At 64.6% G+C, this 20,774-nt stretch carries 19 protein-coding genes and 1 pseudogene; 7 read left to right on the top strand and 13 right to left on the bottom strand.

Annotated elements, in window-relative coordinates:
* Window positions 1-43 precede the first annotated feature (43 nt).
* From ACX80M_RS10575 to ACX80M_RS10560, 4 genes are all read left to right on the top strand, one after another.
* Window positions 44-1,543, top strand: a complete 1,500-nt coding sequence (locus ACX80M_RS10575) for a mannitol dehydrogenase family protein (RefSeq protein WP_252600463.1) — start codon at window positions 44-46, stop codon at window positions 1,541-1,543.
* Window positions 1,540-2,316, top strand: a complete 777-nt coding sequence (locus ACX80M_RS10570) for an SDR family oxidoreductase (protein ID WP_252575942.1) — start codon at window positions 1,540-1,542, stop codon at window positions 2,314-2,316. The genes ACX80M_RS10575 and ACX80M_RS10570 overlap by 4 nt, the downstream gene beginning before the upstream one ends.
* Window positions 2,317-2,371: 55 nt before the next feature.
* Window positions 2,372-2,962, top strand: coding sequence for an AAA family ATPase (locus ACX80M_RS10565; protein ID WP_252600464.1), 591 nt, complete (start codon window positions 2,372-2,374; stop codon window positions 2,960-2,962).
* Between the two features lie 170 nt (window positions 2,963-3,132).
* A complete protein-coding gene (locus ACX80M_RS10560; protein WP_459309602.1) occupies window positions 3,133-4,047 on the top strand; it encodes a hypothetical protein in 915 nt (304 codons plus the stop codon).
* Window positions 4,048-4,108: 61 nt separating this feature from the next.
* Here the strand turns inward: ACX80M_RS10560 and ACX80M_RS10555 are convergent, their stop codons facing one another.
* The 11 genes from ACX80M_RS10555 to ACX80M_RS10505 form a co-directional block, all read right to left on the bottom strand.
* Window positions 4,109-5,344 (bottom strand): NYN domain-containing protein, encoded by a 1,236-nt coding sequence (locus ACX80M_RS10555; protein ID WP_252600466.1) that lies wholly within the window; start codon window positions 5,342-5,344, stop codon window positions 4,109-4,111.
* A gap of 144 nt (window positions 5,345-5,488) precedes the next feature.
* A complete protein-coding gene (locus ACX80M_RS10550; protein ID WP_256471159.1) occupies window positions 5,489-6,217 on the bottom strand; it encodes an amino acid ABC transporter ATP-binding protein in 729 nt (242 codons plus the stop codon).
* Between the two features lie 8 nt (window positions 6,218-6,225).
* Window positions 6,226-6,915: an amino acid ABC transporter permease gene (locus tag ACX80M_RS10545; RefSeq protein ID WP_252600467.1), complete on the bottom strand. Its 690-nt coding sequence runs from the start codon at window positions 6,913-6,915 to the stop codon at window positions 6,226-6,228.
* Entirely contained in the window at window positions 6,908-7,579 is a 672-nt protein-coding gene (locus tag ACX80M_RS10540; protein WP_252600468.1) for an amino acid ABC transporter permease, read from the bottom strand. The genes ACX80M_RS10545 and ACX80M_RS10540 overlap by 8 nt, the downstream gene beginning before the upstream one ends.
* A gap of 85 nt (window positions 7,580-7,664) precedes the next feature.
* A complete protein-coding gene (locus ACX80M_RS10535) occupies window positions 7,665-8,504 on the bottom strand; it encodes a transporter substrate-binding domain-containing protein (RefSeq protein WP_252600469.1) in 840 nt (279 codons plus the stop codon).
* A 292-nt stretch (window positions 8,505-8,796) separates the two neighbouring features.
* Complete coding sequence (locus tag ACX80M_RS10530) at window positions 8,797-9,546, bottom strand: SDR family NAD(P)-dependent oxidoreductase (protein WP_252600526.1); 750 nt, start codon at window positions 9,544-9,546, stop codon at window positions 8,797-8,799.
* Between the two features lie 14 nt (window positions 9,547-9,560).
* Window positions 9,561-10,403, bottom strand: coding sequence for a fumarylacetoacetate hydrolase family protein (locus ACX80M_RS10525; RefSeq protein WP_252610982.1), 843 nt, complete (start codon window positions 10,401-10,403; stop codon window positions 9,561-9,563).
* Window positions 10,400-11,605 (bottom strand): fumarylacetoacetate hydrolase family protein, encoded by a 1,206-nt coding sequence (locus ACX80M_RS10520; protein ID WP_252600472.1) that lies wholly within the window; start codon window positions 11,603-11,605, stop codon window positions 10,400-10,402. Before ACX80M_RS10520 ends, ACX80M_RS10525 begins: the two co-directional genes overlap by 4 nt.
* The gene (locus tag ACX80M_RS10515; RefSeq protein WP_252600474.1) at window positions 11,602-13,101 is read right to left on the bottom strand and encodes an aldehyde dehydrogenase (NADP(+)); all 1,500 of its coding nucleotides are present in this window, start codon (window positions 13,099-13,101) and stop codon (window positions 11,602-11,604) included. Before ACX80M_RS10515 ends, ACX80M_RS10520 begins: the two co-directional genes overlap by 4 nt.
* Window positions 13,098-14,444 carry an enolase C-terminal domain-like protein gene (locus ACX80M_RS10510; protein WP_058931159.1) on the bottom strand — a complete coding sequence of 449 codons (1,347 nt, stop codon included), beginning with the start codon at window positions 14,442-14,444 and terminating at the stop codon, window positions 13,098-13,100. The genes ACX80M_RS10515 and ACX80M_RS10510 overlap by 4 nt, the downstream gene beginning before the upstream one ends.
* Before the next feature lie 136 nt (window positions 14,445-14,580).
* Window positions 14,581-15,312 carry a GntR family transcriptional regulator gene (locus tag ACX80M_RS10505; protein WP_252600476.1) on the bottom strand — a complete coding sequence of 244 codons (732 nt, stop codon included), beginning with the start codon at window positions 15,310-15,312 and terminating at the stop codon, window positions 14,581-14,583.
* Between the two features lie 215 nt (window positions 15,313-15,527).
* On the opposite strand from ACX80M_RS10505, the gene ACX80M_RS10500 reads away from it, so the two are divergent.
* Window positions 15,528-16,877 carry an MFS transporter gene (locus tag ACX80M_RS10500; RefSeq protein WP_252600478.1) on the top strand — a complete coding sequence of 450 codons (1,350 nt, stop codon included), beginning with the start codon at window positions 15,528-15,530 and terminating at the stop codon, window positions 16,875-16,877.
* Between the two features lie 319 nt (window positions 16,878-17,196).
* On the opposite strand, the gene ACX80M_RS10495 is transcribed toward ACX80M_RS10500, so the two are convergent.
* On the bottom strand, window positions 17,197-18,303 hold the full coding sequence (locus ACX80M_RS10495; RefSeq protein ID WP_459309600.1) for an IS110 family RNA-guided transposase: 1,107 nt from the start codon (window positions 18,301-18,303) through the stop codon (window positions 17,197-17,199).
* A 418-nt stretch (window positions 18,304-18,721) separates the two neighbouring features.
* Between ACX80M_RS10495 and ACX80M_RS10490 the strand changes: the two genes are divergently transcribed.
* On the top strand, window positions 18,722-19,033 hold the full coding sequence (locus tag ACX80M_RS10490) for a hypothetical protein (protein WP_058932934.1): 312 nt from the start codon (window positions 18,722-18,724) through the stop codon (window positions 19,031-19,033).
* A 173-nt stretch (window positions 19,034-19,206) separates the two neighbouring features.
* Here the strand turns inward: ACX80M_RS10490 and ACX80M_RS10485 are convergent, their stop codons facing one another.
* On the bottom strand, window positions 19,207-19,707 hold the full coding sequence (locus tag ACX80M_RS10485) for a hypothetical protein (protein WP_459309598.1): 501 nt from the start codon (window positions 19,705-19,707) through the stop codon (window positions 19,207-19,209).
* Between the two features lie 660 nt (window positions 19,708-20,367).
* Between ACX80M_RS10485 and ACX80M_RS10480 the strand changes: the two are divergent.
* Window positions 20,368-20,774, top strand: a pseudogene (locus tag ACX80M_RS10480) (HNH endonuclease signature motif containing protein); the annotation flags it as partial.

The following is a 20,774-nucleotide window of genomic DNA, read 5'->3' as shown; positions in this document are numbered from 1 at the left end:
CAACGGCACCATCCCGCCTCTCCCGACCAAAGAGAAGAATGACATGACGTCCCTGAATGAAGCGGCCCTTCCAGAAGCGGCAGGCCTGCTACCCATCCCCTCGTATCAGCGCCGCGCGGTACGGACCGGGATTGTTCACTTCGGCGTCGGCGGATTCCACCGATCGCACCAGGCAATGTTCATCGACCGCCTCCTGAACCTGGGCGGCTCCCAGGACTGGGGAATCTGCGGCGTCGGAGTGCTCGCCTCGGATGCCCGCATGCGCGATGTCCTCGAAGACCAGGATGGCCTGTACACGCTGGTGTTGAAGGGAGCGGATGGCACCGAAGACGCCAGAATCATCGGTTCTATCACCGAGTACTTGTATGCCCCCGACGACCCGGCAGCGGTGATCCGCAAACTCTCAGATCCTGCTACGCGCATAGTCTCCCTGTCCATTACCGAGGGCGGCTACAGCATCAGCGACGGCACGGGTGAATTCGATCCCCGTACGCCGGACATTCTCCACGACCTGAAGCAGAACGCCGTTCCACGCTCCGCGTTTGGCCTGATCACCTCAGCCTTGGCGCACCGCCGTGACCAGGGCACGGCCCCGTTCACCGTCATGTCGTGCGACAACATTCAGGGGAATGGCAACGTCGCCGGCAAAGCGCTCGTGTCCTTCGCCCGACTCAAGGATCCCGAACTGGCCGGCTGGATCGCCGACACCGTAGCCTTTCCCAACTCCATGGTCGATCGCATCACCCCCGTCACCACCGACCATGACCGGGCCGCGGTGACCGAAGCTTACGGATTCTCAGACGCATGGCCGGTCGTTGCCGAGCCATTTGAACAATGGGTTCTCGAGGACAAGTTCACCGCCGGGCGTCCGCCTTTGGAAGACGTCGGTGTGCAGATCGTGGACGACGTCGAGCCTTATGAACTCATGAAACTTCGGCTGCTCAACGCAAGCCACCAGGTCATGAGCTATCTTGGCTACCTCGCCGGATATCGGTTCGTCCATGAGGTCTGCGCCGATCCGCTGTTCGCCGAGTTCATCAGCGGCTTTATGGAACGCGAGGCGACACCCACCCTGCGACCCGTGCCCGGCATCGATCTGCAAGCGTACCGGAACGAACTCATCCACCGCTTCGCCAACCCCGCCATTCGTGACACCCTCGCCCGCCAAATGGTCGACGCATCCGAACGGATCCCCAAATTCGTGCTTCCGGTGGTGCGTGAACAGCTTGAACTCGGAGGACCAATAGACCGGGCCGTGCTGGTGATCGCCGCCTGGGCGCGGTTCCTGGAAAGCACAGACGAACATGGCGAACCGGTAGCCATCACTGACCGGCGCCTGGACGAACTTCGCGCGGCGGCCCGTGCGGACCAGGTAGAGCCGGGTGCCTTCCTCAACCTGACCGAAATATTTGGCGACCTGGGCCGGAACGCCCGCTTCGCCGCCGCGTACCGGCAGGCCCGCAAAGCCCTGGAACGCTCCGGGGCGCGAACCGCCGTTCAGGACCTGACCGAACTCTTGATGCCTACAAGGAGTACTTCATGACCGACTCACCCACAGCCAGCACGGCAGTCGAAGCCCGATCTGCAACAACCGACTTCAACGGCCGCTCCATCCTGGTCACCGGAGCCAGCGGCGGCATCGGGGCCGCCACCGTCCGGCAACTCACCGCCGCGGGGGCGAAGGTCACCGCCAGCGCCCGCACGCTCGAGTCCTTGGCGCCGCTCTGCGATGAAACTGGCGCCCAGCCCTTGGCATTCGACCTGACCTCCGAGGAAAGCATCAGAGACGCCCTCGAGGGCCTGGACCTGTGGGGCGTCGTGAACTGCGGCGGCTTCGGCGGCGAAATCGCCACACCGCAGGACACCGACATCGACGTCTTCGACAAGGTCATCAGCATCAACGCCCGTGGGGCCCTCCTGGTCATCAAACATGCGGTGCCCTCCATGATCCGCCAGGGCAATGGCGGTGCAATCGTCAACGTCTCCAGCCAGGCCAGCATGGTCGCACTTCATGGCCACATCTCCTACGGCTCCTCCAAAGCCGCCCTGGACAACATCACCCGGGTGTCGGCCCTGGAACTTGGCAAGCACAACATCCGCGTCAACAGCGTCAACCCGACAGTGGTCATGACTGACATGTCCAACTTCTACTGGGGGCGACCCGACGTCGGCGGCCCCTTCCTTGAGCAAATGCCACTCGGACGATGGGCCACCGTCGACGACGTGGCCGGCCCCATTGTCTTCCTGCTCAGTGACGCCGCCGCCATGATCACCGGTGCTTCCCTCCCGATCGACGGCGGCTACACCAGCCGCTGACCGCCGTTCCCGGCGCGGGGCGCCGCGACCCGACCTCAATGTGAAATGGATGACAATGAACCTGACCGAAGAACGCGCATCCGAGGCGATTATCGTCTGCGGAGTGCCGGCGAGTGGCAAGACGACGTTTGCTCATGACCTGGCCCGCGAGCTCCACTGGACCATCCTTGACCTGGACACCGTCACGAATCCCTTGTTTGAGCACATGGGCGGCGAATTCCTGGTCGATGTCCCTACAGCACAACCCGCAGCGCGTGCGAGCGTGAACGATATTCGCTACACCTGCCTCTTCGACACCACCCGGGAGAATCTCGCACTGGGCAACAGCGTGGTTGTTGTTGCCCCGTTCACGTCCGAACGCACGTTCCCGGCTGCGTGGGCACGGCTTATTGAACGCCTCGCGATCCCTGAACCGCGGGTGCACCTCGCCTGGATGGACACCCCGCCGGGCGAGGTCGTGAGACGCATGCGGCTCCGCGGAGCGGCCCGCGACCTCGACAAGGTCAAGAACCCGGAGCGTTTCCTTTCTCCAGAGGTTACGCAGGCCCCCGGCGTCGGGCATATCCGTATTGATGGCCTGCTTACGCCGCGTCAACAGCTTGAGCACTTCCTCTCGGACTTCGCTGTGCGCGAGGCCGTGCACTGAGCCGCCGCTAGCGGTCACCCCGCCATTCCTCCACCGAGGGGCCATGCCTCCCAAGGCGCACCCCCTACGAGGCGCGATTTGTCGCGCCCTCACGACGGCAGTTTCCGGTGCATCCGGCCGCCGGACCCCAGATCCTCACAAGACCAAGACCATCTAATTAGGAGAAACCAGTGAACACTCTTACGACTCTCGAGCGCCGCGGCATGGCAGCGATCTCGACCCCTGGCGGCAAGATGCTCATCGTTGCAGCCGACCAGCGCAACGGCATGAAGGCCGTAATGAACGACGCACCCGGCGGGCCGAACTCCATTACAGCCGAGCAGCTCTCCGACGCGAAGGTGGATCTGGTCCGCTACCTGGGAAACGCCGCACCGGCCATCCTGCTCGATCCTGAGATTGCCCTGCCCCGTGTGGCGGATGAGGGCGTTCTCTCTCGCGACACCGCGTTGGTTGTCGGTCTTGACGCTTCGGGCTTCGACACGGTCGACGGCCTTCAGTACACAAAGTTCGTCCCGGGAATGACGCCCCGCAGGGTGCGCGAACTCGGCGGCGACGTGGCGAAGATGCTCTGGTACATGCGCCCCGATCTTCAGGACGCCAGCTCGCGCGTCGCGGATGAAATCCGCGAACTCGTCACGGCATGCACCGACGAAGGACTCCTCCTCATTGTCGAAATCCTGGTCTATCGCCTCGAAGACGAAAGCGAAGAGGCCTACGCTGCTGCGTTCCCCGGACTCGTCGCCGGTGCTGCCCGGCTGTCCGTCGAATGCGGCGCCAAGGTGCTTAAGCTGCAGTACCCCGGATCCGGTGAGGCCAGTGCCTCGGTCACCGAGGCGGCCGCAGGCGTGCCGTGGGCTGTACTGTCTGCAGGCGTGGACCACGAGACGTTCATCAGGCAGGTAGAGATCGCTGTCGCAAACGGTGCCGGCGGCGCCATGGCGGGACGCTCGCTCTGGAAGGACAGCCTGGCTGTCTCGGCAGAAGTCCGCGAGCGACTGCTGACGACGCGTGCGCTTCCCCGCCTGCAAGAGCTCGAAGCCATTGTGGACGGGACGCTGGTGGCGTCCCAACGCGCCACCATCTGATCAGCGCCCATGAGGCTGGCGGACGACGGCGGGAGGTCCCGCCGTCGTCCGTCTTCTGTTCTCAGGCGTCCAGCAGTCCGCCGCTTGCCCAGCGCCGCACGGCCAGCTTCTCGGCGGCGTCGAACTCCAGGAGCGCCACGCGGCAGAGCTCTTCCACGTTCGCGGTCCAGGCTGCTGCCAGACCTTCCGCGGTCGCCTCGTCGGTGAGCGGGAAATTGACGTAGGCCAGACCTTGAAGAACAAAGCTCACGGCGTTGCGGGAGACGGGCTGGTCCGCGTTGACGCAGTCGTCCCTCACCTGCCGGGACAGTTCGGTGCGGTTGAGTGGATGCTCACGAAGCCTGGCTTCCATGGCATGGAACATCTGGCGGAACTGGGCTGCGGAAAGTGCCGGCACGTCCGTCACCCTGGTGACCTGTTCCTCGATGCCCGGCTGCAGGTCCGCGGGCGCAGGAAGATCCTCGCTCGAGAACCGCTTCGCGTCCCAGACCCAGCCACCTTGTGCCGGAGAATATTCGACGCCCTGGCCGATCTGGGACACCCACGTCCCAAACTTTCCCCAGCCTCCCCAGTCCGTCTTCAGGGAAGGCTCTGCAGTGAGTGCCCGGTGGGCCACCATCGCGCCGTTAACCGGTCCGGGAGCGGCGCGGACGAACTCGAGGACCTCACGGATGGCGGGCGAGGCGGACTTGGCCTTCGCCTTCGCTGCGGCGGGGACAGTCTGGTGCTTCCCGGACGCCACCGCATGAACCGGCTCCACCGTTGAGCCGTTGAGGATGGCGACGAAGTCGTGGGATTCCACCACATGGTCCGCCATCTCCCGGTACGCGAAAGCAACGGCACCGGCTGCGATAACCGTGGTCATGCGGTCAGCGGCCCGGAACCGCTGGATCAGGGACGTGAAGTCGGCATCGGCCGAGGCAATGAAGAACTCTTCGATGCCAACGTTGCCGGACAGCGCGTCCATGGCGTCGAGCACCAGATTGATGTCCGTGCTGCTCTTGCCCCGCTGCGTCAGCGACGGGCAGTCGATCACGCGGAATCCGGCGCGGGTCCAATACGTCCGGTACTTCGAGTACACCACCGGGTTCAGGTAGCAGTTGCGGATCAGGAACCGGCGGGCGTCCTCGCCGGAACCACCTGCTGACAACGCATCCGCCCAGTGCTTCGGGTCTTCGGCAAAGCGCTTCGCTGCCAGCGGATCCAGTGCCTGCAGGCCGGTGAAGACGTTGTCGAAATCAACGAACATCGCAGCTCGGATGCCAGGCCTGCGGGACGGTGGGAGGGCCTCATTCATTGGCTCAGTGTGTCAGGAACGGCGCGAACTGGCGACCGGTCCGGCTGCGACACGCTAAGGGCGACGGCATGGCCCCGCGAACCGCGGCAGTGAGCGGACGACGGCGGGAACCTCCCGCCGTCGTCCGCTCACTGCGTGCTCCGGTTACAGAACCTTGCTGAGGAACCCCTGAGTTCTGGCGTTCCGCGGCGAGGAGAAGATCTCATCGGGGGAGCCTTCCTCGACGATCAGTCCCTGGTCCATAAACAGCACCCGGTCGGCCACTTCCCGGGCGAAGCCCATTTCGTGGGTAACTACCACCATGGTCATACCCTCATTGGCCAGGTCCTTCATGACGGTGAGCACCTCGCCGACAATTTCCGGGTCCAGGGCTGAGGTGGGCTCGTCAAAGAGCATGATTTTTGGATCCATGGCCAGCGCGCGGGCTATGGCCACACGCTGCATCTGACCGCCGGACAGGCTCCCGGGGAAGGCCTCCATCTTTTCGGCCAGACCCACCTTTGCCAGCAGCATTTCGGCTTTGGCGCGGGCTTCGTCCTTGTTGACCTTGGCAACCTTGAGCGGGGCCAGCATAACGTTGTCGATGACCTTCAGGTGCGGGAACAGGTTGAAATGCTGGAAGACCATTCCCGCTTCCTGCCGGACCAGGTTGATGTTCGTTTTCGAATCGTCCAACCGGTGCTTGTTGATCACGATGCTGCCGGACGTGATCGATTCCAGGCCGTTCATGCACCTCAGGAACGTGCTCTTGCCCGAACCTGAGGGGCCGATGACGCACACCACCTCACGCTCACGGATGTGGCAGTCAACGCCTTTGAGGACATGGTTCGGGCCGAATTTTTTATTCAAATTCTCAACAAAAATCACAGTCATATTCCGATCTAAACGCTCGCGGGCTCGGGAAGTTTGAGGGGGTCCACCTGGATGCCGGTCCGTTTCTCGTACAGGCGCCCCAGCAGGGAGATGCTGTAGCAAATGACGAAGTACATGGCGGCGACCGTCAGGAACGTCATGATGGGGTCGCCGGTGAGGTTGGTGACAATGTTGCCCGCGTGGGTCAGCTCCACCAGCCCGGTCACCGTCACCAGGGAGGAATCCTTCACCAGGCCAATGATGAAGCCGACGCCGGGGGGAACCATGATCTTCCTGGCCTGCGGCATCACCACATACCGGAGTTTCGCCCAGTAGTTGAGGCCGAGGGCATCTGCCGCCTCACTTTGTCCCCTCGGCACGGCTTCGATGCTGCCACGCACAATTTCTGCCACATAGGCGGCGGCGAAGCAGGTCAATGCGATGACGGCCGAGGTGAACTTGTCCAGTTCCAGGCCGGGGAACAGCAGCGGGATTCCGAAGAAGATGAAAAAGATGATGACCAGAATCGGGATGCCGCGGACGCAGCTGATGTAGATGGTGCTGATCCACCGGGCGATCCTGCTGGGGGACGTTCTGGCAATGCCGAGGATCAGTCCGAAGATGATGCCGAGAATGCCGGACATGGCGCAGAGCTGAATGGTCAGCCAGGCCCCCTTGGCCAGCGGAATGAGGTCCTGCCAATCAAAGGCCCTAAACACGTGCGCCCACCGCCCACCGAAACAGCGTTGTTTCGGCCCGTTTCGAGGCCAGGGACAGCAGGGCGGAAACGCCAAGGTAGAGCAGCCCGCCCACTGCGAGCACCTCGATGGTCCGGTACGTGGTGTTGCTGACGCTCATGATCGCGTTGGTCAGTTCAGGAAGCGAGATGATGGATCCAATCGACGAAGCCAGGAACAGCAGAATCAGCTGGTTGGTCAGTGCAGGGAAAACGTTCCGGGTGGCTGGCAGCAGGACGATGTAGCGCACGATCTGGGCGTTCTTCATACCCAGGGCCTTGCCGGCCTCACGCAGGCCGTGTGGCACCGACTCGAAGCCGGCCCGGTAAATTTCCGCCGTGTATGCCGCGTTGTTGAGGGTCAGGCCAATAACGGCGGCCCAGATGGGTTCGAGGTTGATGCCCAGCGCGGGAAGGGCAAAGTAGATCAGGTACAGCTGCACCAGCAGAGGCGTGTTGCGGATGGCCTCGATGTAGCACGAGCAGAAGATGCTGACTGCTTTTCCGGGCCCGACCTTCCCCAGGTACAGGAAGACGCCGAGTGCGCTTCCTGCCACCATGGCCACGAGCGTGATGTAAAGAGCTGTCCAGAGCCCCTCAAGCAATAGCGAGCTGAACGGGAGAAGGTCTCCGAAATATAAAGCCATGAGCAAAGGGTCCTATCCGTGAACGGCGGTGTGGGTGAATGACTGCCTGTCCTTCACCCACACCGGAGAGTGCGTCCGAATACTGTTAGTGGGCGAGGAAGGGCGGAAGTTCCAGCCCGAACCACTTCTGCAGGGAGGCCTCGTTCTGTCCGGAGATGGTGTAGTTCCGGATGAAGTTGTTGATGTAGTTAACCCACGTCTGGTCGCCCTGCTTGACGCCGATGGAGAACAGCGCCGGCTTGATCGGGTCGCCCTTGAGCACCTGGAATGCGGACGGATCACTCTTCACGAGCCCGCCGATGATCGCGTTGTTTTCAATCAGCGCGTCCACCTTGCCGCTCTTGAGGGCCTGGATGGAATCGGCCGTGGTGTTGAAGCCGGCGATCTTGGCGTTCGGGAAGGTGGCCTTGAGGATTTGCTCGCCCACACTTCCGCGCGACGTGGCCACGGATTTCCCGTCCAGATCCGCGTAGCTGGCGATCGGGCTTCCCGCGGGCACCATAAAGACGGTGGAGCTGGCGGCGTACGGCTCGGACATATCCACCACCTGGGCCCGCGCATCCGATGCCGTGAAGGTTGCAATGACGGCGTCCGCCTTGTCGGTCTGCAGCAGCGGGATGCGGCTTTCGTTCGTGGCCGTGACGAACTCAATCTTTGCGCCCAGCGAGGCGCCGAGCGCGTTCGCGACGTCAATGTCGAAACCCTCGTGCTCACCTGATGACGTCATCACGCCGTATCCCGGAGAGTCGGCACTGACGGCGATTTTGATCGTCTTCGTCTTGAGGATCTGGGTGAGGTGGCTGTCAGCCACGGCTCCTGTTGCGCTCGCAGCGCCGGCCGAGGCGCCGCCGGAGGAGCAGCCTCCCAGCGTGAGGGCCAACGCGATAGCCGGAACAAGAAGCAACTTCGGTGTTGCTTTGAACATGGTGCTCTCCTGGGGATTATTGATGCGGATCGGATGCGGGGGTGACGGAGTCCGGGGATCCCGGTCGTTCGCCGTCGAAGATCATATAGGAATACGCACTATCATATAGTCTATGTGACGCAGGTCAAGCCCCTCCTGAAAACCGCTTGGCTACGCTCGCCGGAAGGGGGCCGCGCCTCCCTCCTGAAACGCCAGAGGCGCCGCCGTGCCCCGGTAAATCAGGACACGACGGCGCCTCGCAGCTTCTACTCCGACGGGGAGTTACCCCGCCGGGGCGTTACTCGGCGGGACGTTACTCGACGGGACGCAGGCGCACCGCCTGCATGCCGCCGTCGACCGCCAGTTCAGTGCCCGTCGTCGAACCGGCCAGCGGACTGGCCAGATACGCGACCGCCGCTGCAACCTCCTCCGGCGTCACCAGCCGGCCGTGCGGCTGCCGGGCCTCCAGCGCCGCGCGTTCGGCTACCGGGTCATCCGCCTGGCTCAGCAGCCGGTTGATCCAGGGCGTGTCAGCCGTGCCCGGATTGACACAGTTGACCCGGATGCCTTCGCGGACGTGATCGGCCGCCATGCTGAGCGTCAGCGCCCGGATGGCGCCCTTGGTGGCCGCGTAGAGTGCGCGGGCGGGCAGCCCGGCCGTGGCGGCGATGGAGGACGTGTTGACGATCGCGGCGGCGGGGGACTGCCGGAGATGGGGCAAGGCGGCACGGCTCACCCGCACCGCGCCGATCACGTTGACGTCCAGAACGCGCTGCCACTCGGCGTCGTCATTGTCCGCAACGGTTCCCTGGGCCCCTATCCCTGCGTTGTTGACCACGACGTCGATCCCCCCGAATTCCCGGGCAACGCGTTCAACGGCGGCACGCACCGAAGCGTCATCGGCCACGTCGCATCGGATCGACAGCGCCGCTCCGGACGCCGCCTCAGGATTCAGGTCCAGCACCGCCACCCTCGCTCCGCGCCGGGTCAGATGCGCCGTTATGGCCGCTCCGATGCCGGAAGCCCCGCCGGTGACGATGGCACGGATGCCTTCAAACTCCATTGCCGGGTCCCCGTTCATGCGATGAATTCATGGCGCTGCCGCCCCAGCCCGTCAATTTCGATTTCCACAACGTCGCCGGCCTTCAGGTACGGGAACCGCCCGGACAGCGCGACTCCCTCGGGGGTGCCGGTGCAGATGAGGTCGCCGGCCTCAAGCACCATGTACTGGCTCAGATTCCAGACGATGGTCTCGACGTCGAAGATCATGTCCGCGGTGGATGAGTCCTGGCGGATTTCGCCGTTGACCCAGCTGCGCAGCCGCAGCTTGCCGGCGTCGACCTCGTCGGGGGTGACCAGGTAGGGACCCGTGGGGCAGAACCCCGGTGAGCTCTTGCCCTTGGACCACTGGCCGCCGGAAACGTTCAGCTGGAAGTCACGCTCGGAGAGATCGTCCACCACCACAAACCCGCCGATGTGGTCCCGGGCGGCCTCGGGGGAGTCCAGGTAGGAGGCGCGTTTGCCGATGATGATCCCGAGCTCCACCTCCCAGTCAGTTTTGGTTGATCCCCGGGGGATGGCCACGGCATCGTCCGGACCGCCCACGGTATTGGGTGTCTTGAGAAAGATGACCGGATGCTCCGGCGGCTGGGCACCCGATTCCGCTGCGTGGGCGGCATAGTTCAGGCCAACGCAGACGACGGCGGACGGGCGCACCACCGGGGCGCCGTAGCGTACGACGTCGGAGCTGACGTCCGGCAGCGTGCCTGCGCCCAGTGCTGCGGCGGCAGCCGCGGGGCCACCGTTGGACAGAAAGTCACCGTTGATGGCCGGTGTGATGCTTTGGAGCGAGTAGTGCCTGTCCCCGTGGACCAGGACGGGCTGTTCGGCGCCCGGGGCGCCAATCTGGGCGAACTTCATGAGGCATATTCCTTACTGCTTGATGCGCGGACTTCGCGTTGGGCATGAAGATAGCCGAACAGCTGCCGCAGGCCAAACGACCATTCCGGCAACTGTTCCGCCGCCCCCACGACGTTTATGAGGGCCCCGAGGTGGCGGCTGCGGATGGTCACCGTATCGCCCATGTGGTGCGTGAACCCCTGTCCCGGATGGTCCCTGTCCTGCGTTGGCGCGAAGAGAGTGCCGGTGAACAGTGCAAAGCCGTCCGGGTACTGGTGGTGCTTCCCAACCGTCGCGGCGACGAGCTCTTCGAACGGACGGCTGATCCGGGACACGGAATTGCGTCCCTCCAGTGAGTAGCCTTCCCGGCCTTCGACGCGCAGCAGGATTTCCTCCTGGCGCAGCGTCTCCAGGGTGAAGCCGTCGTCGAACAACCGGATCAATGGACCTAGGGCGCTGGACGCGTTGTTGTCCTTCGCCTTCCCCAGCAGCAGGGCACTCCGGCCCTCCACGTCGCGGAGGTTCACGTCGTTGCCCAGGGTTGCGCCCACAACTGTGCCGGCCGAGGTGGCAATCAGCACCAGTTCCGGTTCCGGGTTGTTCCAGGAGGAGAACGCAGGGATCCCGACCGCCGCGCCCAGCCCCACCGACGAGAGCACCGGGGCCTTCGTGAAGACCTCGGGATCCGGCCCGATCCCGACCTCCAAGTACTGCGACCAGAGGCCTTCGGCGATGAGCACCTTCTTGGCTTCGGCAGCCGCGGGGGAGCCGGGCCGGATGGAGCTGATGCTGCCGCCGAGGGCACGGCCCACCAGTTCCCGCATCTCGGCCGCGCGGCTGGCGTCTCCGCCGCAACGCTCCTCGATGACCCGTTCGATCATGCTGTCCACAAACGTCACGCCGCAGGCCTTGATGACCTGGAGATCCACGGGAGCCAGGAAATGAGGGCGAGCCGCGTCCTGCGTCAGCGACGCGTGAATGATCTCGCTGGTCTTCCACCGGGGCAGTGTCATCGCGGCGCGGACGGCGGCCACGAGATCCGGCCGTTCCAGGAGCTCGGAGACGGTTTCGGCCAGATGCTGGAGGTCGAAGACGTCCTGCTCCTGGACGGCGACCACGCGTGGTCCGCCGGTTTCAACGTCCCAGACGCGGCCGATCAGGAGTGCCCGCGCTGCGTCTTCCGGGAGTACCGAGGCCCCGCCGAGGTCCAGTGCGGCGCTCATGGCCGGACCTCGTTTCCTGCAGTCTGGACTGCAGTCTGTCCCTGCCGGACGGGCCGCTGCCACACCCCATCCACTCGCTGCGGAACGCGCCACGGATTGGCATCCTGCAGAGGTTCGGGCAGGCGACCTTCCGGGAACGACTGGTAGGCCACAGGCCGGAGGAAGCGCCGGATCGCGGCCGTTCCTACAGAGGTGGTGGCCGATGTTGTGGCGGGGTACGGTCCGCCGTGGTGCTGGGCGTAGCTGACCGTGACCCCCGTGGGCCAGCCGTTCCAGAGGACCCGGCCGCTGATGTCCGTCAGCCGTGCGGCCAGTTCTGACACATCATCCTCCGGCTCCGCCTGGAGCGTGGTGGTCAGCTGTCCCTCCAGCAGTCCGGTGAGTTCCAGGAGTTCCGATTCGTCGCCGTACTCCACCACCAGGCTGGCCGGCCCGAACATTTCCTGCCGCAGAATTGACGGATCACTGCGGACAGCCGCGGAAGTCGTGTGGAGCACGGTTGGCGCCGGTGCCTCGACGAAGTCTCCTTCCACGAGAACCTCCACGCCGGTGGTGCCCCGCAGATCCTGCACGGACTGCCGGTAGCCCTCGTGCAACCGCGGGCTCAGCAGCCGTGCTGCGGCAAAGTCCGCCAGCGCGGCGCTCAGAACCTGCCGGACGCCGTCGGCCTCTCCAGCCGGAACAAACAGCAGCCCCGGCTTGGTGCAGAACTGTCCCATTCCCATAGTGAATGAAGCGGCGTATCCGCTGAGGATTTCGTCGCGCCGCACCGCCCAGGCGTTCTCGGTGACGAATACGGCGTTGATGCCGCCCAGTTCGCCGAAGAAGGGAATCGGTTCGGGCCGGGCGGCGGCACGGTTGAACAATGCCCGGCCGCCCGCCGTCGAACCCGTGAACCCGATGGCCTTCACGGCAGGATGGTCCACCAGGGCCTCCGCGGCAGGCCGGCCGGTGACGAGCGAGAACAGCCCGGAAGGTGCTCCGGCGGCATCGAGTGCTGCGATGACGGTCTCGGCGGTGCGGAGCGCGAGGTTCCGGTGCCCGTCGTGTGCCTTGTGCACCACGGCGCACCCGGCGGCCAGTGCCGAGGCGCTGTCGCCGCCCATCACGCTGAAGGCGAAGGGGAAGTTGGAGGCTCCGAAGACGCCCACGACGCCGATGGGAACGTTGAGCCGGCGCAGGTCCGGCCGCGGGCCCATGCCCCAGTCCGCGTCCACGTGATCGATGGTGGCGTCGAAGTGCTCGCCGTCGCGGACCTCCGTGGCGAAGAGCCTGAGCTGGAAGACCGTGCGCTTGAGCTCGCCCCGGAGCCGCGGCTCGCCCAAATGGGTTTCCTGAACAGCGATCTCCACCAGCGCATCGGCGTCGTTCTCCAGTGCGGCGGCTATCGCCTCCAGCCAGGCTGCGCGGGTGCCGGGGTCTGCGGCGCGGCCCTTTTCGAAGGCTGCGTGGGCGGCGTCGACACTCGCGTTGAGGTCATGGACCGTGGTTGTCATCGGAGAGCACCGGCTCCGGTCACGGAGGCGCCCGTAACCGCGGCGCGGTCGCCCACTTCGAGCCATCCGGCGCCGGCGGGGAACTCCCAGCGGGCCCGGGAGGCGCTGAGCATTTCGGCGCCGGTGCCCGGGAGTTCCGGGGCGGCGTAGCGGCCGTTGACGATGCGGACCGGCTCGGCGAAGTGCTCGTGCAGGTGGTCAACGTACTCGATCATCCGGCCGTCCTGGCTTCCTGTGATGGCCGCGTAGTCGAAGAAGGAGAAGTGCTGGACGAGTTCGCACAGCCCCACGCCGCCGGCGTGCGGGCAAACCGGTACGTTGAAGCGGGCAGCGAGCAGGAGGTTGGCGATGTTCTCGTTGACGCCGCCCACACGGGTGGAATCCAGCTGGAGGACGTCGATGGAACCGGCCTGGAGCAGCTGCTTGAACACGATGCGGCTGGCGACGGCCTCGCCGGTGGCGACGCGGACGGGGGCAACGCCCTTCCGGATCTCCGCGTGGCCCAGGATGTCGTCCGTGCTGGTGGGTTCTTCGATCCAGTAGGGGTTGAACTCGGAGAGCTGGTTGACCCACTCGATGGCCTCGGAGACCTCCCACCGCTGGTTGGCGTCGATGGCGATCGGGAGGTCGCCCACGGCCTTACGGGCCAAGGCCATGCGGCGGCGGTCGTCATTGATGTCGCCGCCCACCTTCAGCTTGATCATGGAGAAGCCGTCCGCGGCGGCTTCCTTGCTCAGCCGGACGAGCTTCTCGTCGCTGTAGCCCAGCCAGCCCGGCGAGGTGGTGTAGGCGGGGTAGCCGTCCACCTTCAGGGCGGCGATCCGGGCGGCCTTTCCGTCTTCGCCGGCGCGCAGGATGTCCAGTGCCTGCTGGGGGCTGAGAGCGTCGCGGATGTGTGTGAAATCTACGACGTCGACGATTTCTTCGGCGGGCATCTCGCTGAGCAGGAGCCACAGGGGCTTGTTCTCGCGCCGTGCGCGGATGTCCCAGAGTGCACTGACGAGGGCGCCGGCCGCCATCTGTGTGACGCCCTTCTCCGGGCCGAGCCAGCGCAGCTGGGAATCGTGGATGAGGCGCTTCGACGCGCCACCGAGGTCGTAGATCAGTTCATCGATGTCCCGGCCGAGGAGCAGGCCGGCATAGGCGTCAATGGCGTGCGTGAGGATTTCGTTGCCGCGTCCGCAGGTGAAAACAAAGCCGTGGCCTTCGTCGCCCGCGTCGGTGCGGATGACGACGTACGCAGCGGAGTAGTCCGGGTCAACGTTGACCGCGTCGGAACCGTCGAGCTCCAGGGACGTGGGGAACCGCACGTCTTGGGTGTGGATGGAAATGATGGAGGTCATGGGTTTCTTCTCTCTCTGGTCAATTCAATTCGTGAACACGATTCCTATATGAATTCTCATAATCATATAGGAACGGTGACTCAGATCAAGTGCCCGAGAAAAAAGAAGCCCCGGCCAGCAGGCCGGAGCTTCGATTTCAGGTGACGATATGCCTTCTTGGTGGTCCGCCGTTCTCCAGCGGCGAGAGGTCTGCCGTGCCTTCGAAGGCCTTGGCGAACCGGGCGAAGGAGTTCCTGATGTGCTGGGCCATGGCCTCCTCGGCGCGGTCGGGCAGGCAGGACGCGATGGCCTCCCGTACGGTGGCGTGCTCGGCGATGGTGATGGCGCCGTCGATGTCTGCCGGGTAGAGGCGGAAGGTGTGCAGGTGGCAGTGGGTCTGGGCGAAGGCGTGCTGGACTACCGGGTTCCCGGCTGCCAGCAGGATGGTGTCATGGAAGCGGGTGTCATGGGCCACGAGGTCCTGCCGAGCGTCGCCGCTGGTGGTCTTCATGGAGTTGCGGATGGCCGACAGTTCCTTCTCCAAGGCCGCGGCTGGGTTGGCGAGGCGGTCCACGGCCGCGGACCGCGCGGCCCACGGTTCCACCAGCAGTCGGAACTCAAAGAGCGATCGCAGCGCGGGTAGGTCCAGCAGTGGCGTGGTGCTGTATCCTCGGCCGGGGCTGTAGACCACCAGGTTGTCACCCTCCAGCCGTTGCAGCACTTCGCGGACCGGGGTCTGTGAGACGCCCAGGCTGCGGGAGACCGCATCAATATTGATCCGTGCGCCGGGTGCGATTTCGCCCTTGAGGATGGAGGCCCGCATGGAGGCGTAGACGTCACTTACGGCTGCCTTGCCTTTGGATGCATCGGATGATTGACGTGTGGGCACGCGGTTACCTCTTTGTGCTGGTTGGTGGAGTCGCTGTGGGAATCATATTCCACGGGTGGGAGCGGCCGGGGGTGGGGCGTTTTCTTCCAAAAGTTGCTCTGGATCACATTAACTATATGATTATTCCGATTCCTACATGATCTTGCGCCGGAATCCTCGGCGTCTTCCCCGGTGTCCAGGCACCCGAAAGCCACGTTTACGTCAAAGGAGACGGTATGACTGTCCTAGGCAGCAGGCTCGCCCCCAACTCTTCCCCCAATCTTTCGTCCAAGGCTCCCCGCACCATGACCCGCAAGCGCTGGGTGATCATCTGGCTCGCGTTCATCGGGCTCAGTATTAACTACCTTGACCGCTCAAGCCTCAGCGTTGCCCTGCCGTTTATGGGTAAGGATTTTGAGCTCTCGGCAACCCAGCAGGGCCTCATTTTTGCCGCCTTCTTCTGGGCGTATGACTTCTGCCAGCTGGCCGCCGGGTGGTACGTCGACAAGGTTGGGCCGCGGAAGTCCTTCACCCTGGCAGCGGTTTGGTGGTCCGTGTTCACCATGGTCACCGCCTTTGCGCAGAATTTCTGGTCGCTGTTCGCCGCGCGGTTCCTGCTCGGTGTCGGTGAAAGTCCGGCCCCCAGCACCGCCGCCAAGGTGGTGGCCACCTGGTTCCCGGTCCGCGAACGGGCCTTTGCCACCAGCATCTGGGATTCAGGCTCCCGTGTAGGTGCGGTCATCGCGCTGCCGATCGTCACGTTGATCGTCGCCTTCACGTCCTGGCACGCGGTCTTCATCATCATTGGGATTGCCGGCCTGATCTGGGCTGTTGTGTGGTGGAAGATGTACCGGAGCCCCGAGGACCACCCGACGGCCAATGACGAGGAGCGGGCCTACATCCGGGGAGGCGGTGCCCGGAGCGCAGCGAACGACGACGCCGACGCAGCGAAGCTCCCCTGGCGCTCACTGTTCAAATACCGCACCATCCTCAGCATGATGTTTGGCTTCTTCTGCCTGAACAGCGCCATCTACTTCTTCATCACCTTCTTCCCGAGCTACCTCGTGAAGGAACGCGGCTTCGACCTGCTCAAGCTCGGCCTCTTCGGTGCCATCCCGGGCATCTGCGCGGTGGCCTTCGGCTGGCTGGCCGGCTACGTTGCCGACCGGGCCGTCCAGCGCGGGGTCTCGGTCACACGGGTCCGGAAGACCGCCATCGCTGGCGGTCTGATCGGCGGTTCGGTCATCATGTTCGCCGCCGTGGTCCCCGAGGCGTGGATGGCACTTGCCCTCCTGTCGGTGGCATACTCCAGCCTCACCGTCGCCGCCACCGGCATCTGGTCGCTCCCCGCGGACGTTGCCCCGAGCTCCCGCCACGTCGGATCCATCGGCGGGCTCCAGAACTTCGCCTCCAACCTGGCAGGCATCTTCACGCCGGTCCTGATCGGTGTCCTGGTGGACCAGACGGGATCCTACGTGGCGCCGCTCGCGGTCATCGGATTGGTGTCGCTGGCCGGAGCCGCGAACTACCTGTTCGTCCTGGGCAAGGTGGAGCCCCTGAAGGTTCCTGCTTCCGCCGCGGCGTAGTCGAGCGGCAGGTTTCGACTGATATGTGGAAACGTTTGTCAAGGGGCAGTGATGAGCGGCTCCTAACTTCTTTGTTGGGGGCCGCTGGTTTGGGTGCCGTCCGGGTGTGGCGGTCGTGCTGGCGAGTCTTGTATTCGACTGCAGTGTCAGACTGATATGCGCGGGTTGGGTTACCGCATGACGATTGTTCGGCTGGGGCTTATCGCTGTCTAAAATCGAGCGTCAACGGCCCGTGGACCGTGTGCTCATAGTCGAGTCTCGAGTTAGCCCCAAAGTGCTGCCACGTCACGCCCCGCCACGCATCCGGAGGGCACGTTCTCTACGCCGCGTTAATGCGTTCCCCTTGCTGCAGGGGTGAGGCCAGTGACCAGCACCAGCCGGCGAGTTCCCTGGCGATCGCGGTGTTGGCCGTGACGGACCTTTTCTTCCGGGCGTCGAACACTTCCCATTTGTGGTGGAGCCGGTGGTTGCCTTCCAGCGCGCGGATCCGGGTGGCCGGGCCGACCAGGTCCAGCTGGCGCAGCATCCGGAGCCCGGGTCTGGAGTAGGGGCGCCGGTGCTGCCACGCCGCCTCGATGAGGAGCTTGCGTGCGTATTTGCTGCCGGCCTTGGTGATGGGTCCCTGGTGCCGGGATTGGCCCGAGGACTGCTCGCTGGGGACCAGCCCCACGTAGGAGCCGATGGTGGCGCCGGTGAAGCGTTTCCAGTCGCCGATCTCCACGGCGAGCCCGAACCCGGTCGTGACCTGAATGCCGCGCAGGCACATCAACGCGTCGATCACCGGCGTGTACTCACAGTCCCTGGCGACCGCCGCGACGCGCTGGTCAATGCGCTTGAGGTGCGCCGCGAGCAGTTCGGCCTGTTCCACGGTGTCCTCGTAGGTGAACTGCAGCACCGGGGAGTCGAAACGCTGCCGGTGCAGCCACGCCTGATGCTGCAGGGTCCACGTCGACTCCTTGGGATACCTGATGCCGTGGCGGAGCAGGATCGCGTTCACGTGCTGGCGGGCATGGGCGAGGTTCTTCGCCGCCGTGGCCCGCAGCCGGGACAAATCCCGCAGGTCCTCCTGCTCCCGCGTCGGGACCCGCACTTCCGTGACTTGGCCCAGGGCGAGCATTTCCGCCAAAAGCCGGGCGTCTCGCTTGTCCGTTTTAATCTTGTCTCCCGGTGCCCGCAGCAGCTTCGAGGACGCAGCCACCACACAGTCAACGCCGGCCTCCCGCAGGAAACGGGCCAGGACATACCCGGTCGGGCCCGACTCGTACACGGCCTTCACCGGCGGCTCGAAGCGGCGGACCCAATCCAAAACGACCGCCGGGTCCGAGTCCATCTGCATCCGGACCAGTTCTCCGGTGTCAGGATTCAGGGCGCAGCCGACAACGGAAACCGCGTGAACATCGAGCCCAATAAACGTACGATTGTACATAGCCGGGACCTCCCAAAACTCACATGTGGCACTACCAATGCAACTCTCACGAAGGCCTCAAGCCAAGAGGTTGTTCACTGGCAACCCACGGACGCTCTGAAACAGAAGGCCCCGGCCCCTCACCAGCGGCAGTCGGGCCCCTGCCGTCCGGATACAAGGACATTTCCGCCGGGCAATAGGCCCCGCGGCGCCGCCGCCAAGACGACGGAAACCCGCCAGCATCAAGCCGGCGCCGCAGGACCGGCCCGGCGACAATGGCCGCCCCCGGACGGGCAGGAAACCCAACCACCCTCACCTCATATCGTCTAGCTCAACCACCGGGCGGACGACGGCGGGAGGTCCCGCCGTCGTCCGCTTGTCCACATCACACACCGCCGGTGAGTCCCGGAGGCTGATGCTAGGGGTGGAGAATGATTCTATGAGGATCGAACTGCTCCACATCGACGAGTGCCCCAACCTTGCTAAGGCGCAGGAGCGACTGGAATCAGCCCTGACCGCCTTGGGACACAGCGATATTCCAGTGACCATACGACTCCTGGAGTCCGCGCCGGATACGGCGGGCACGGGATTCGCGGGTTCCCCCACGATCACCCTCAATGGGTCCGACATTTTTCCGACCGGTGCCACTGCTGACGATCTGGCCTGCCGGATATACGCGACTCCAAGCGGGCTGGCGGGTCTTCCGACGATCAGCCAAATAACCGAAGCGCTCAAAAACAATGGACTCTGAAGGGACCTGCAGATGCTCCTGCTGCGGCAGGGTGATGAGTCGCAAGCAGCTGCATGTGCTCGGCATCGAACCCGTCTACATTTGCCGGCGCTGCGGTTTATGGGTTGTCCTCCGGCTTCGGCCAGACAGCCCTGAACGCATTTGCTGACTTGCCGACTAAAAGCGATCTGCGCTTAGGTCAGGTCCTCCACGCCGGCAGCCCGGTCGGCGGCCGCACCTGTTGAGATCCCGCTCAATGTGCCAATGTAATCCAGCGTTTTGGGACTGACGTGCCGCACTAGCGCAAGGGCTTCCCGGAGGGCCGCACCCTGGATGTGGTCCTCGAGCGTGCCGCGGAGCTCCGCTACCGTTTCGATGCCCTCACGCTCGAATACTTGCGTAATGTCCTCTATCTGGGCCAGGCGGCCAGGCGATGGCCAGTCGATGACTTCCGAGAGCTTCCCCGTATCGAGGTGCTGGCGGAATCCACTGGTTGTGGCGGCATCCGGCCATTCCGCGACGAGGGCTTCGACGCGCGGCTTGACGGTTTCGTTGTAGTTCTGGCGGCGCTGAAGCGTGGCATCCACAATGATGGCCCCGACGTGGAACCAGCCACGGCTGACTTCGGCCGCGGCGTCTGTGCCCTGTGAGTCCGTTGGCGCCGGAGTGTTGGCATCATCATTATCGATAGTCATACCTGAATACTTCCACGTGCCGCGCGACTGCGGGGCCTCGCGCCGTCGTTCGTGGCGCCATCCCGGCACGATGCGGTGTCTCAGTCCGACGAGGCGGGCCGGGGGACAGCGGGGACGATAGTTTCCCGGCGGAGAAATGATCCGGGGCGGTTGCATCGATCGCCAAGAACCGGCTCTCGTTTTGGCCACACGCCCCGAAATCCATTCTCGCTTAAATGTCAGACCCTCACTAGATGATGGAAACATGGGAAACGCGGCGGTGGCGAAGGCATATGCGGACATCATTGCTGCCATTGCCGTGCTGAATTCCGCACTGAACGGGGCTGGCGGGTCCGGTTCTGAAGTGTCATCGGAGGCTGATCTTTTGCGTGGCCTGGGCGATACGTGTCTGGACATCCTCTCCGGCGCCGCGGGAGTTGAGGCGCGGATGGCTGCCCTGAAGGCCCGGGCCGCAGTGGAATATGCGGACACCGCCCAAGCTATCGCTTCGCCAGGTGCGCCGGTGCAGGCGCAGGAGATGGCGGTGACCGCGGAGATCGCATGCGTCCTGGCCATCGGCGACAGGGCTGCGAGGGCGTTGCTGAACCAGTCCCAGCTGCTGATGACTGTNCGCTGTCCGCTCTGCAAGCGGGCACCATTTCGTGGCAGCACGCGCGGGCCATGGTGGATGAAGCCGCAACCCTTGACCCGGCCGGTGCCGCGTCGCTGGAGGCCCACTTTCTGGACCCGGATGCGCCGAACGCGGCCGGTGGTTGTCCCGCAGGGGAAATGCCGGCGTTCCGGTTCCGTCACAGGGCCCGCACCTGGCGGGAACGCCACCATACGGAGAGTATCGAGAAGCGGCACGCAAAGGGTGTTTTGGATCGTCGGGTCGAGTACGCCCCGGATCAGGACGGGATGGCATGGCTCTCGGCCTACCTCCCCGCGGACCAGGCGGCCGGGATCTGGAACCGGACCACCGCCGTCGCCCGTGGTTTGCAGGGCCCGGACGAGCCCCTGACCCTCACACAGCTACGGGCCGACATCTTCGCCGCCGCCCTCCTCGGCGGCGGGAACCCCGCAGAACA

Source organism: Pseudarthrobacter sp. MDT1-22, from assembly GCF_054511035.1.
This window is presented reverse-complemented; position numbering and strand designations above follow the sequence as displayed.